This window comes from Pseudomonas sp. 6D_7.1_Bac1 (assembly GCF_025465945.1).
In the GTDB taxonomy this organism is placed as follows: domain Bacteria; phylum Pseudomonadota; class Gammaproteobacteria; order Pseudomonadales; family Pseudomonadaceae; genus Aquipseudomonas.
The window spans coordinates 168,463-181,979 of record NZ_JANLNW010000020.1 but is presented as its reverse complement, the minus strand read 5'-3'; the positions used below and the strand labels follow the sequence as shown (position 1 = coordinate 181,979).

Annotated in this window: 8 protein-coding genes and 2 pseudogenes; 6 read left to right on the top strand and 4 right to left on the bottom strand. The window is 60.7% G+C overall.

The features are described from left to right. The first annotated feature begins 160 nt into the window (after window positions 1-160). A complete protein-coding gene (locus tag NTD87_RS06235) occupies window positions 161-1,963 on the top strand; it encodes an acyl-CoA dehydrogenase (RefSeq protein WP_262112644.1) in 1,803 nt (600 codons plus the stop codon). A gap of 149 nt (window positions 1,964-2,112) precedes the next feature. Here the strand turns inward: NTD87_RS06235 and NTD87_RS28030 are convergent, their stop codons facing one another. From NTD87_RS28030 to NTD87_RS06220, 4 genes and pseudogenes are all read right to left on the bottom strand, one after another. Further along, window positions 2,113-2,844 carry a methyl-accepting chemotaxis protein gene (locus NTD87_RS28030; RefSeq protein WP_410017469.1) on the bottom strand — a complete coding sequence of 244 codons (732 nt, stop codon included), beginning with the start codon at window positions 2,842-2,844 and terminating at the stop codon, window positions 2,113-2,115. Window positions 2,845-2,979: 135 nt separating this feature from the next. After that, window positions 2,980-4,005: pseudogene (locus tag NTD87_RS28025) on the bottom strand (cache domain-containing protein); the annotation flags it as partial. Window positions 4,006-4,150: 145 nt separating this feature from the next. Further along, window positions 4,151-4,453 (bottom strand): cell division protein ZapA, encoded by a 303-nt coding sequence (locus NTD87_RS06225; protein WP_262112641.1) that lies wholly within the window; start codon window positions 4,451-4,453, stop codon window positions 4,151-4,153. Continuing rightward, window positions 4,450-4,680, bottom strand: a complete 231-nt coding sequence (locus tag NTD87_RS06220) for a hypothetical protein (protein WP_123423862.1) — start codon at window positions 4,678-4,680, stop codon at window positions 4,450-4,452. Before NTD87_RS06220 ends, NTD87_RS06225 begins: the two co-directional genes overlap by 4 nt. 223 nt (window positions 4,681-4,903) lie before the next feature. Between NTD87_RS06220 and NTD87_RS28020 the strand changes: the two are divergent. From NTD87_RS28020 to selO, 5 genes and pseudogenes are all read left to right on the top strand, one after another. After that, window positions 4,904-5,677, top strand: a pseudogene (locus NTD87_RS28020) (MCP four helix bundle domain-containing protein); the annotation flags it as partial. 30 nt (window positions 5,678-5,707) lie between these two features. Further along, window positions 5,708-6,580 (top strand): methyl-accepting chemotaxis protein, encoded by an 873-nt coding sequence (locus NTD87_RS28015; protein WP_410017468.1) that lies wholly within the window; start codon window positions 5,708-5,710, stop codon window positions 6,578-6,580. Between the two features lie 289 nt (window positions 6,581-6,869). Next, on the top strand, window positions 6,870-8,612 hold the full coding sequence (locus NTD87_RS06210) for a potassium/proton antiporter (RefSeq protein WP_262112636.1): 1,743 nt from the start codon (window positions 6,870-6,872) through the stop codon (window positions 8,610-8,612). Between the two features lie 34 nt (window positions 8,613-8,646). Next, window positions 8,647-11,994, top strand: coding sequence for a mechanosensitive channel MscK (gene mscK, locus NTD87_RS06205; RefSeq protein ID WP_262112634.1), 3,348 nt, complete (start codon window positions 8,647-8,649; stop codon window positions 11,992-11,994). 58 nt (window positions 11,995-12,052) lie between these two features. Then, window positions 12,053-13,516 (top strand): protein adenylyltransferase SelO, encoded by a 1,464-nt coding sequence (gene selO / locus NTD87_RS06200; RefSeq protein WP_262112632.1) that lies wholly within the window; start codon window positions 12,053-12,055, stop codon window positions 13,514-13,516. The last annotated feature ends 1 nt before the right edge of the window (window position 13,517 follow it).

Sequence of the window (13,517 nt, the reverse complement as noted above, 5' to 3'; positions counted from 1 at the left end):
GGGGGGCCCCCCCCCCCCCCCCCCCCGCCCCGCTCCCACAATTGCTTTTTGTCGCTAGCTAAGTCTCTGCCCTGCCCCACCATCACCCGCATCAATCATCCTGTTCAGCCCGCCCTTCTCGCGCCTAGACTCGGTCCATTCCAATACAAGGTAGGCCGCCATGTCCGAGACGCTGCTCAGTTCCCGCAATCTGGCTTTCGAGCTGTACGAAGTCCTTGATGCCGAGGGCCTGACCCAGCGCGAGCGTTTCGCCGAGCACAACCGCGAGACGTTCGACGCCGCCATTGGCACCGCCCGCAGCATTGCCGAGAAGTTCTTTGCCCCGCACAACCGCAAGGGTGACGAGAACGAGCCGCGCTATGAAGACGGCAAGGCGATCCTGATTCCGGAAGTAAAACCGGCGGTGGATGCGTTCCTCGAAGCAGGCTTTCTCAACGCCGCACGCAGTTTCGAGGCCGGCGGCATGCAGTTACCGACCCTGCTGTCGCAAGCCTGCTTTGCGCACTTCCAGTCAGCCAACGCCGCGACGACGTCTTACCCGTTCCTGACCATGGGCGCGGCCAACCTGATCGAAAGCTTCGGCACCGATGAGCAGAAGCGGCGCTTCCTGCAACCGATGATCGACGGCCGCTTCTTCGGCACCATGGCCCTGACCGAACCTCACGCCGGTTCCTCCCTGTCGGACATCCGCACCCGCGCCGAACCGGCCGCCGATGGCAGCTATCGACTCAAAGGCAACAAGATCTTCATCTCCGGTGGCGACCATCCGCTGTCGGAAAACATCGTGCACATGGTGCTGGCAAAGCTGCCGGATGCACCTGCGGGCGTGAAAGGCATTTCGCTGTTTATCGTGCCCAAGTTCCTGGTCAATGATGACGGCAGTCTGGGCAAGCGCAACGACGTGCTGCTGGCCGGGCTGTTCCACAAGATGGGTTGGCGCGGCACCACCTCCACCGCACTGAATTTCGGCGATAACGGTGAGTGTGTCGGCTACCTGGTGGGCAAGCCTCATCAAGGCCTGAGCTGCATGTTCCAGATGATGAACGAGGCGCGAATCGGCGTCGGCATGGGCGCGGTGATGCTCGGTTACGCCGGTTACCTGTACTCGCTGGAATACGCCCGCGAGCGCCCGCAGGGTCGCCTGCCGGACAGCAAGGACCCGAACACTGCGCCGGTGTCGATCATTCAGCACGCCGACGTCAAACGCATGCTGCTGACCCAGAAGGCGTACGTCGAAGGCGCATTCGACCTCGGTTTGTATGCAGCGCGACTGTTCGATGACACCACCACGCTTGAGACTGAAGCCGGGCGTAAACAGGCTCATGAACTGCTCGACCTGCTGACGCCGATCGTCAAATCCTGGCCATCGGAGTTCTGCCTCAAGGCCAACGAACTGGCGATCCAGATCCTCGGCGGCCACGGCTACACCCGCGAATACCCGGTGGAACAGTACTACCGCGACAACCGCCTGAACCCGATCCACGAAGGCACCCACGGCATTCAGTCGCTGGACCTGCTGGGGCGCAAACTGGCGCAGAACGGCGGCGCCGGGCTCAAACAGTTGATTCGACTGATCGCTGATACCGCCGAGCGGGCGCAAGCGTTTGACGCACTCACCCCATTACGCCAGCCACTGGAAGCGCTGGTGGCACGACTGCAAACCGTCACCCTCGGCCTGCTGACCGATTTGGGCCAAGGCAAGATCAATAGCAGCCTCGCCAACTCGGCTCTATACCTCAAGGTATTCGGTCACACAGTGATTGGCTGGCGCTGGCTGGAACAGGCGATCCGCGCAGAAGAAGGGCTGGTCAAGGGCAATGCGGCGGACGTCAGCTTCTATAAAGGCAAGCTGCAAGCGGCGCGGTACTTCCTGACCTGGGAAGTGCCGGGTTGTCATCATGAACTGGCGATTCTTGAGGCGCGGGATGATACGTGTCTGAACATGCAGGATGAGTGGTTCTGACCAACGCCTTGTGACATGGCCAAAAACCAATCGTCGGATCGCCGCCCGGAGCAGGCTCGCTCCCACATTTGAACGCGTTGTCTGGTTAAACGCGGACCATTGTGGGAGCGAGCCTGCTCGCGATGGCGTCGGTACAAGCAACGCAACTTTCAACTCAACTTGAACCCACCCATCTGCCGCGCCAAATCATCGGCCAAGCGCTGCAACGTCTGGCAATCCTCACGACATGCCCTGACTTCCCCAGCCGTGGCCCTCGCCAGGTCGGAAATCCCCTGCACGTTGCGGTTGATCTCTTCGGTCACCGCCGACTGCTCTTCGGTGGCAGTCGCCACTTGATGGTTCATGTCGCTGATGCGTTCGACCTGTCCGGTAATCGCCGTCAACGAGGCTCCGGTGCGCTGGCTCGACTCAACGCCTGTGCCGGTTGCCGCCTGCCCTGAGTGCATCGACGACACGGCGTTTTCCGCGCCCTGCTTGAGGTTGCCGATCATCTGCTGGATTTCATCGGTGGACGATTGCGTACGCCGCGCCAACGTCCGTACTTCATCCGCCACCACCGCAAAGCCTCGGCCCATGTCTCCGGCCCGAGCAGCTTCAATCGCTGCGTTCAACGCCAGCAAGTTGGTCTGCTCGGAGATCCCGCGAATCACCGCCAGCACCTGATCGATGGACGCTACCTGAGTCGCCAATTCACTCACGGCGCTGGCAGCGATGCCGATTTCGTCGGACATGCTTTCGATATGGCGGATAGAGCCGCCGACCACTTCACGCGCCTGTAGCGCTTCATCGCGAGCGGTCTGCGAGGCGACTGCCGCGTTGCCGGCGTTCTGCGCGATTTCCTGCACGGTCAGGCCCATCTCGTGCACGGCGGTGGCGACCATGTCGGTCATTTCCTGCTGTCGACCGGAACGCTCGGCGGTGTTCTCCACCACCCGCGCGACCTGCCCGACTGCGGTGCGTAAACGCTCGCTGGTGGCCAGCACTTCGCCGATCATGTTGCGTTGATTTTCAAGGAAACGGTTGAAGCCTCGAGCCAGGTCACCCAGCTCATCAGCGCGGCTGGAATCTAACCTTTGAGTCAAATCACCACCACCGCTACCAATCGCTACCAATGCAACTGTTACCTGACGGATCGGCCGCACCAGCCCGCGAGCCAGCAACACCACCAATAACAGGCACACCAGAGCAACACCCAGACCAATGGCGCTGGTCACCCACATTGCGTGTCGGGCCTCGGCGTAAATCTGCGATTGCGGCACTTCCGCCACCAGGGTCCAGCCCAGATCGCGCAATGGCAGGCTCAGGGCCAGGTAGTCTTCGCCATTGCGCACAAAACCGCTGCTGGTCAGGCCTTGATGACCCATCACCGCTTGCGCCGCAGGGCCGCCGATCTGCTCGGCCAACTGGCGTTTGTTGCTGAACTCGGCCTCGGGATGAACCTGGATCAAACCGTCGGAACGCACCAGATAGACCTTGCCGCGTGCACCGAAGCTGAAGTTGTGAATCAGCTCTGACAGCTCTTTCATGCTCAGGCCCAGCCCGGCAATGCCCACCACTTTGCCGCCCTGCGAAACCTTAAGGTCGATGAACAGGGCCAATTCGCCGGTAGCCGTGTCTTTGTCGATATTGAGGGTGCGCGGCTGATTGCTGTCGAGGAAGGAATAGAACCAGGCGTCACGAGGGTTGGATCGGCTGAGTGTCCGATCAAGACCTTTTTCGGTGTAGTAGTGGCCCGACTCTGTGCCTGCGATCAGCGCGGTAAAGGCGTTGTGCTCGGCGCGGATGCCTTCCAGGTAGCTGACGAAGCCGTTGGCCTGGGCACTGTTTTCACCCTCGGCCAACCACTGGCGCACCATGCTGTTGCTGGCGATGTCCTTGGCCGCGGTGAGCGGCTGGACCAGAATCCGTTCGATGTCGTTGCGCATCGCTTCGATGCTCGACGGCAGTGCTTGCTCGATCAGATAGCTCTGGGCAAGGCGGTTGACCACCAGGGTATAGATGCCGACCACGATCAGAATACTGACCAGCAGGGCGGTGCCCATACTCAGGATCAACTGCCATTGAATACTGCGTCGCCAGAACTGCATGAAACACCCCCCAAAGAGTAAGAGGCGAAACTACTGCAACAGCCATGCCGATTGTATACAACAAATCCGACAATCCACTCTTTGGTTGTGCGCAGGCCTATCAGGCCTGATTGATCGTCTTCGAAATCACTTCAACCGTGGCGCTGACTTGCTCTTGGTAACGGTCAAGTTCCTGCTGGTGGCGCTTTTTCAATTCGAGCTGCTGCGAACACAGGTTCATAGCCGTCAGCACCAACAGTTTGTCCCCGATCAGGGTCGGGTATTTCTTTTTGGTCTCAGCCAGCACCGCTTTCAACATTAACGCGGCGTCCAGCAGGGTCTGCTCTTCCCCGGCCGGCGCCTTGATCGAATAGTCTTCCCCGAGAATCGAGACGACTTTTATCCCGTCGGCACCGTGTCTCATGCGTTCACAGGACCTGCGCTCACGCGCTCAACCAACGCTTGAATGCGCGCGACCGTGGCGCCCTGCTTCTCTTCCTGCTCCATCAGGCTCAGCTGCAGGCTTTCGTTTTCATCCTTGGCCTGGGCCAGTTCTGCACTCAGTGTTGCGTTTGTGCCGAGCAGTTCCTGATTGTGTTGCACCAGGTCGCTGACCAGCTGTTCCAATTGGCTTAGGGATGCTTCCAACATTTTGATTTTCCGAGCATTTTCAAAGGGCGCGTACGATAAAGAAAAGTCACCACAGGCGCCAGGGATATTCGGGCGTAGAGCCTTGATTTACCTGGCGGCGACCTTGCTTGCGAGTTTTAAAGACTGCGATTGTCCGATCTGGTTCCTGACAGCTCGTCAGTGCGACCGGACTGCGGCAAAAGCGCACAGCCGCTCAAGACTTTAGTCGTATGACCGATAAGTCATGCATACCCGTCTCAAACCTTGTGCCAATGCGCGCTTTTTGGTGAACACCATGTCCCTTCGTAATATGAATATCGCCCCTCGGGCGTTCACAGGCTTCGCCCTGATTGGCGCGCTGATGTTGATTCTGGGTGTGTTCGCCTTGAACCAGATGAGCAAGATTCGCAATGCCGGTGAAGACATCGTTCAGAACAGCGTGCCGAGCATCAAGGCGCTGGATGAGTTCACCCAGATCGCCCTGCGCCAGCGGGTGCTGTCGTACCGCTTGCTGACCAACCGCGAACCGGATGTGCAGCAGAAGACCCTCGCGCTGTTCGATCAACGCAGCCAGCAGATTCGCGCGGCCCAGTCCGATTACGAAAAAGTCATCAGCAGCCCGCAGGAACGTGCGGCCTACGATGAGTACGTGCAACTGCTGGGGCAGTACCGTCAGCTGGAAGACCGCATGAAGAGCCTGTCGCGCAACAATCAGGTCGATGAATTGCGCACGCTGCTCAACACCGAACTGCTGACCAACTCCGAGGCAGTGAACACCGTGCTCAACCGGCTGATGCAGATCAACAATGATCAAGCCGCCGACTTCAACCAGAAAGCCGCCGACCAGTACTCCTCGGCCTTCGACCTGGTGGTGACCTTGCTGGTGATCGCTACGGGCTTGACCCTTCTGTTTGCCTGGCTGCTGACCAACAGCATCACCCAGCCAATCGCCAAAGCGCTGAGCGCCGCTGAAGAAATCGCCGAAGGCAACCTGACCCGCCCGATCACTGTGGACGGCACCGACGAAGCCGGTCGCCTGTTGCTGGCCATGTCGAAGATGCAGGAAAAACTGCGCGACACCCTGCAACGCATTTCCGGCTCCGCGACTCAGTTGGCCTCTGCCGCTGAAGAACTGAACAGCGTCACCGACGAAAGCGCCCGTGGCCTGACCCAGCAGAACAACGAAATCGAACAGGCCGCGACCGCCGTCAACGAAATGACCAGCGCCGTGGAAGAAGTTGCGCGCAATGCGGTCAGCACTTCCGAAGCCTCGAAAAACGCCACCACCTCTGCCGGCGACGGCCGCGACCTGGTGCAGGAAACCGTCAGCGCCATCGAACGCATGAGTGCGGATGTGCAGAGCACCGCCACCCTGATCGGCGACCTGGCTAACGAATCGCGAGACATCGGCAAGGTGCTGGACGTGATTCGCGGCCTGGCCGATCAGACCAACCTGCTGGCATTGAACGCCGCCATCGAGGCCGCTCGTGCCGGTGAAGCCGGCCGTGGTTTTGCCGTGGTGGCCGACGAAGTTCGCGCCCTGGCTCATCGCACGCAGCAATCGACCAGCGAAATCGAACGCATGATCGGCAGCATCCAGAGCGGCACCGAACACGCCGTCGACTCGATGCGCAACAGCACCGAACGCGCAGAATCGACCCTGAACATCGCCCGTGGCGCCGGTATGTCGCTGGACACCATCAACAGCGCCATCGTCGAAATCAACGAGCGCAACCTGGTGATCGCCAGCGCCGCCGAAGAGCAGGCGCAAGTGGCCCGCGAAGTCGACCGCAACCTGGTGAACATTCGCGACTTGTCGGTGCAATCGGCCACCGGCGCCAACCAGACCAGCGCCGCCAGCAACGAACTGTCGCGCCTGGCGCTGGACCTGAACAATATGGTTGGGCGGTTTAGCCTTTAACGGCGACCACTATCCTGTGGCGAGGGGGCTTGCCCCCGCTCGGCTACGAAGTAGCCGCAAAACTGCTGGTGCGATTTGTTCGAAAGACCGCAGCGTCCGTTTTGGGGCCGCTGCGCGACCCAGCGGGAGCAAGCTCCCTCGCCACGATGACTTCGCACGGTTCGAGCGGGGGGTGTCGAGCGCATTCAAAAGCTTTTTGACAGCATCACATTTCAACAGGTTAGAATCGCTGGCACGCAGACTGCATGGTCAGTTTGCGCCCGTCTTTAAGCTTTCCGGAGTACTGCCATTGAATGCGACGACCATCAACAGCCTGTTCTTGATCGGCGCGTTGCTGGTAGGTGCGAGCATTCTGGTGAGCTCACTTTCGTCGCGCCTAGGGATCCCGATTCTGGTGATCATCCTGGCCGTGGGCATGGCCGCCGGTGTCGACGGCGGCGGCATCATCTTCGATAACTACCCCACCGCTTATCTGGTCGGCAACCTCGCCCTGGCTGTCATCCTGCTCGACGGCGGGTTGCGCACCCGGGTCGCGAGTTTCCGCGTGGCGTTATGGCCAGCGCTGTCGCTGGCCACGGTCGGGGTGCTGATCACCACCGGGCTGACCGGCATGGCCGCCGCCTGGCTGTTCAACCTGAACCTGATCCAGGGCCTGCTGATTGGCGCCATCGTTGGCTCCACGGACGCCGCGGCTGTGTTCTCGCTGCTGGGCGGCAAAGGCCTGAACGAGCGGGTAACTGCCAGCCTGGAAATCGAATCCGGCAGTAACGACCCGATGGCGGTGTTTCTCACCGTCACCCTGATCGACATGCTCGCCAGCGGCCAGACCGGCCTGGAGTGGAGCCTGGTCACCCACTTGATTCTTCAATTCGGTATCGGCGCTATCGTCGGCTTGTGCGGTGGCTGGCTGATGCTGCAAATGGTCAATCGAATCCACCTGGCCGCCGGCCTGTATCCGATTCTGGTAATCGCTGGCGGCCTGGTGGTGTTCGCCCTGACCAACGCCTTGCACGGCAGCGGATTTCTCGCGGTGTACCTGTGCGGCCTGGTGATCGGCAACCGCCCGGTGCGCAGCCGCCACGGCATTCTGCACATGCTCGACGGCATGGCCTGGCTCGCGCAGATCGGCATGTTCCTGGTGCTGGGGCTGCTGGTGACACCCCACGACTTGCTACCCATTGCCCTGCCCGCCCTCGGCCTGGCGTTGTGGATGATTCTGTTTGCGCGGCCGCTGTCGGTGATGGTCGGCCTGCTGCCGTTCAAGGCCTTCCATGGCCGCGAGAAGGCATTTATTTCCTGGGTAGGTCTGCGCGGCGCGGTACCGATCATTCTGGCGGTGTTCCCGTTGATGGCCGGCCTGCCCAACGCTCAGCTGTACTTCAATCTCGCATTCTTCATCGTGCTGGTGTCGCTGCTGGTGCAGGGCACCAGCCTGCCGTGGGTCGCCAAACTGCTGAAGGTGATGGTCCCGCCGGAGCCCGCGCCGATCTCCCGGGCCGCCCTCGAAGTGCACGTCACCAGTGAGTGGGAGCTGTTCGTTTATCGTCTTGGCGCGGAAAAATGGTGCATCGGCGCGGCCCTTCGCGAGCTGAAAATGCCCGAAGGCACGCGTATCGCGGCGCTGTTCCGCGGCCAGCAACTGCTCCACCCGTCGGGTAGTACAGTGCTCGAAGTCGGCGATTTGCTGTGTGTTATCGGCCATGAACACAACCTGCCAGCGCTCGGAAAACTCTTCAGCCAGGCACCGCAACGCGGCCTCGATTTGCGCTTCTTCGGCGACTTCGTTCTGGAAGGCGACGCCCAGCTGGGCGCGGTTTCAGCGCTGTACGGGCTGCAACTTGAAGGCGTCGATCCGGACATGCCGCTGGGTCGCTTCATTACCCAGAAAGTGGGCGGTGCTCCGGTGGTCGGTGACCAGGTGGAATGGAACAACACCATTTGGACGGTCGCGGTCATGGATGGGAACAAGATTGCCAAAGTGGGCGTCAGATTCCCCGAAGGAAGTCGCCCAGGCCCCGGGTTGTTCCTCTAAACTCCCTTTTTCGTTACGTTTTCGATCGGTCTCTATGCCAACTCTGCGCTCATTCTTTGCTATTGCCCTGCTCGGGCTCAGTCTTTCCGTCGGCACTCTGCAAGCGGCCGAACCGCCGTCCGCCGAGACCGTCCAGAAGAGCCTCGACAAGATCGCCGAGCGCAAACTGCCGGAGGCCGATCAAAAAGCCCTGCAACTGGTGCTGCAACAGACGCTGACCCAGTTGTCCAACAGAGACGATTACGAAAATCGCCTGAACGACCTCAAGCAGCAACTGAGCACTGCGCCCAAGCAGAACATCGAAAACCAGCGCGAGCTGGAGCGCCTCAAGGCCAGCAAAGTCGTACCGATCGAGCAACGTTATGCCAACCTGTCGGTGCCACAACTCGAGCAGTTGCTCACTGAACGCGGCACCCAGCAAAGCGATCTGCAAAAAGCCCTGGCCGATGCCAACAGCCTGATCATCACCGCCCAGACCCGCCCCGAGCGCGCCCAGGCCGAGATCAGCGCCAGCCAGACACGCATCCTGCAAATCAACGGCATCCTCAAGCTGGGCAGAGACAACGGCAAAGCCCTGACAAACGAGCAACGCGACACACTCAACGCCGAACTGGCGGCGTTGAACGCGCTGATCCCGTTGCGTCGCCAGGAACTGGCCGGCAACAGTCAGCTGCAGGACCTGGGCAACAGCCAACACGACTTGCTGCTGGAAAAAACCGCACGCATGGAGCGGGAGATCCAGGACCTGCAAACCCTGATCAACCAGAAGCGCCTGGCCCAGTCTCAACAGACGGTGACTCAGCAATCGATCGAAGCGCAAAAGGTGGGCGGCAGCAATCTGCTGGCCACGGAAAGCGCTGCCAACCTGAAGCTCTCCGACTACCTGCTCAAAAGCACCGACCGCCTCAACGAACTGACCCAGCAGAACCTGCAAACCAAGCAGCAACTCGACAGCGTGACCCAAAGCGACGCCGCGCTGGACGAGCAGATCAGCGTACTCAAGGGCAGCCTGTTGCTGTCCAAGATTCTCTACAAACAAAAGCAGGCCTTGCCACGCCTCAAGCTTGACCGGAACCTGGCCAACGATATTGCCGACATTCGCCTGTACCAGTTCGAGGTCAATCAACAGCGCGAACTGATCAGCACGCCCACTGCCTATGTGGATAACTTGCTGGCGAGCCAGCCACCCGATCAGGTCACCCCGCAACTGCGCAAAAACCTGCTGGACCTGGCGGTCACCCGTGCCGACCTGCTGGAGCGCCTGAGCCGTGAACTGAGTGCGCTGCTCAACGAATCCATCACCCTGCAACTGAACCAGAAGCAACTGCTCACCACCGCCCAGAGCCTGCGCGCGACCCTCGACGAACAAATGTTCTGGATCCCCAGCAACAAGCCGCTGGATTTCGAGTGGATGCGCGGTGTGCCGGACCGTCTGGTGAAACAGGTCAACACCCTGCCGTGGGCGTCGAGCCTGAGTGAGCTGGGCGATGGCCTGACCCAGCGACCCCTGCTGTTCCTGCCGCTGGTGCTGCTGATCGGCTTCCTGGTGTGGCGACGCAAATACCTCTATGCGCGGCTGAACAAGGTGCACAAGGACATCGGTCACTTCAAACGTGACAGCCAGTGGCACACACCGCAGGCGATTCTGATCAACGTGCTGCTGGCGATGCCGGTGTCACTGGCTCTGGCCCTGTGCGGCTTCGCCTTGCAGATCGACGCCCGCGGGCAAAACGCCAACCTCGGTGCCGCCCTGCTGCAAATCGCCCAGGCGTGGCTGGTGTTCTACACCGCGTACCGGATCCTTGCGCCGGGCGGCGTGGCGGAACTGCACTTTCGCTGGGAAAAACCGCAAGTGGAATTCCTTCGCGGCTGGATCCGTCGTCTGGGGATGGTCGTACTGGCGCTGGTCGCCGTGGTGGCGGTTGCCGAATTGCAACCGGCGGCCCTGGCGGACGACGTGCTCGGCATCGCCGTGGTACTGACCTGCTACGCCTTGATGGCCTGGTTGCTCAGCCGCCTGCTGATCAACAGCCCGACGCATAACAGCGCCTCACTGTTTCGCAAAGCCGTCGGCATCCTGTTTACCGCACTGCCGATCGCCTTGTTCATTGCCGTGTGTTTTGGCTACTTCTACACCGCACTGAAACTCAGCGACCGGTTGATCAACACCCTGTACCTGCTGATGTTCTGGCTGGTGATCGAGGCCACCTTCGTGCGCGGCCTGGCCGTCGCGGCGCGGCGTCTGGCCTACCAGCGCGCCCTGACCAAACGCCAGGCTGCCAAGGAAGCCGGCGACGGCGAAGCGATCGTCGAAGAGCCGACCCTGGACATCGAGAAGGTCAACGAACAATCCCTGCGCCTGATCCGTCTGGCCCTGCTCGGCGGTTTCATCGCTGCGCTGTATTGGGTCTGGAAAGACCTGATCACGGTGTTTTCGTACCTGGACAACATCACCCTGTACGAATACACCAGCGGTACTGGCGCCAACATGAGCATGGTGCCGATCAGCATCGGCGACATGCTTGGCGCATTGATCATCATCGGTATCACCATGGCCCTGGCGCGAAACCTGCCAGGCTTGCTGGAAGTGCTGGTGCTGTCCAAGCTCGACCTGGCCCAGGGCAGCGCTTACGCCACGACCACCCTGCTGACCTATGCGATTGCCGGCGTGGGTTTTGTCTCAACCCTGTCGACCCTCGGCGTAAGCTGGGACAAACTGCAATGGCTGGTGGCCGCGCTCTCGGTCGGTCTGGGTTTCGGCATGCAGGAGATCTTCGCCAACTTCATCTCCGGGATCATGATCCTGTTCGAACGCCCGGTACGAATCGGCGACACGATCACCATCGGCACCCTATCGGGCACGGTGAGCAAGATCCGTATCCGCGCCACCACCATCACCGACTTCGACCGCAAGGACATCATTGTCCCGAACAAGACGTTCATCACCGGGCAACTGATCAACTGGTCGCTGACCGACACCGTGACCCGGGTGACCCTCAAGCTGGGCGTCGGCTACGATTCGGACCTGGAACTGGTGCGAACCCTGCTGCTCAGAGCCGCCATGGAAAACCCGCGCGTGCTTAAAGACCCTCTGCCCTCGGTGTTTTTCCTGAATTTCGGTGAAAGCACCCTGGAACACGAGCTGCGTATTCATGTCCGTGACCTCGGCGACCGCAACCCGGCACTCGATGAAATCAACCGGTTCATCAACAGTGAGTTCAAGAAGAACAACATCAGCATCGCTTTCCGTCAGGTGGATGTGCACCTGAAAAACCTGACAGGTCAGGAACAGCTAGTGCTGGCCACCGATGCTGTCAAACCCGCCACGCCTCCCGATGCAGGCAAGACTCCACCCGAGCCACCCTCGACGCGCCTCGACTGACTGGACGCCACACGCCAATCCCCAGCAGAATGCTCGGACATTCTGCTGGAGATGGCCGTTGAAAGCCCTCGACGAACTGACCTTTGACAACCGCTTCGCCCGCCTGGGCGACGCGCTCTCAACCCATGTGCTGCCCGAGCCTATCGGCGATCCACGGCTGGTAGTTGCCAGCCCTGCGGCCATGGCGCTGCTGGACCTTGACCCGAGCGTTGCCGAGACGCCGGTGTTCGCCGAGCTGTTCGGTGGCCACAAGCTATGGGCAGAAGCCGAGCCGCGGGCAATGGTCTATTCCGGGCACCAGTTCGGTTCCTATAACCCGCAATTGGGCGACGGTCGTGGCCTGCTGCTGGGCGAGGTCTACAACGAGGCCGGCGAGCACTGGGACTTGCACCTCAAGGGCGCCGGGCAAACACCCTACTCGCGCATGGGCGATGGCCGCGCGGTGCTGCGGTCGTCGATTCGTGAGTTTCTGGTGTCTGAAGCGTTGCACGCGCTGGGTATCCCGACCACCCGCGCACTGTGCGTGATCGGTTCGGACACCCCGGTCTGGCGTGAGAAACAGGAACGTGCGGCGATGGTCCTGCGCCTGGCGCCGAGCCATGTACGCTTCGGGCACTTTGAATACTTCTACTACACCAAGCGGCCCGAACAGCAGAAAGTGCTCGGCGAGCACGTATTGGCGATGCATTTCCCCGAGTGCCTGGAAGCGCCTGCACCGTACCTGGCGATGTTCCGCGAAATCGTCGAGCGCAATGCCGAACTGATCGCCAAATGGCAGGCCTACGGCTTCTGCCACGGGGTGATGAACACCGACAACATGTCGATCCTGGGCATCACCTTCGACTTTGGCCCGTTCGCCTTCCTCGACGACTTCGACGCCCATTTCATCTGCAACCATTCCGATGATCAGGGCCGTTACTCGTTCAGCAATCAGGTGCCCATCGGCCAGTGGAACCTCAGCGCGCTGGCCCAGGCCCTGACACCGTTCATCAGCGTCGACGCCCTGCGCGAAACCCTCGGCTTGTACTTCCCGCTGTATCAGGCCCACTACCTGGACCTGATGCGCCGTCGTCTCGGCTTGACCACTGGCGAAGACGATGATCAGAAGCTGGTCGAAAAACTGCTGCAACTGATGCAAAACAGCAGCGTCGATTACAGCCTGTTTTTCCGTCGACTGGGTGAAGAAACCGCCGAACTCGCCGTCGCCCGCTTGCGTGACGACTTCGTCGACATCAAGGGTTTCGATGCCTGGGCCGAGCTTTATTGCGCGCGCGTCGCCCGCGACGGCAACCGCGATCAAGACCAGCGTCGCACCCGCATGCACGCCGTCAATCCACTGTACATCCTGCGCAATTACCTGGCACAGAACGCCATCGACGCGGCAGAGAGCGGTGACTATGCAGAGGTCCGCCGTCTGCATGCGGTACTGAGCAAACCGTTCGAAAAACAGCCAGGCATGGAGCACTACGCAGAGCGCCCACCCGAGTGGGGCAAGCATCTGGAGATCAGCTGTTCTTCGTGAG

What these genes read in the sequence shown, in the direction of transcription:
- NTD87_RS06235 (WP_262112644.1), top strand. Translation starts at nt 161, where the DNA reads ATGTCCGAGACGCTGCTCAGTTCCCGCAATCTGGCTTTCGAGCTGTAC.
- NTD87_RS28030 (WP_410017469.1), bottom strand. Translation starts at nt 2,844, where the DNA reads ATGGTCGCCACCGCCGTGCACGAGATGGGCCTGACCGTGCAGGAAATC.
- NTD87_RS06225 (WP_262112641.1), bottom strand. Translation starts at nt 4,453, where the DNA reads ATGAGACACGGTGCCGACGGGATAAAAGTCGTCTCGATTCTCGGGGAA.
- NTD87_RS06220 (WP_123423862.1), bottom strand. Translation starts at nt 4,680, where the DNA reads ATGTTGGAAGCATCCCTAAGCCAATTGGAACAGCTGGTCAGCGACCTG.
- NTD87_RS28015 (WP_410017468.1), top strand. Translation starts at nt 5,708, where the DNA reads ATGTCGAAGATGCAGGAAAAACTGCGCGACACCCTGCAACGCATTTCC.
- mscK (WP_262112634.1), top strand. Translation starts at nt 8,647, where the DNA reads ATGCCAACTCTGCGCTCATTCTTTGCTATTGCCCTGCTCGGGCTCAGT.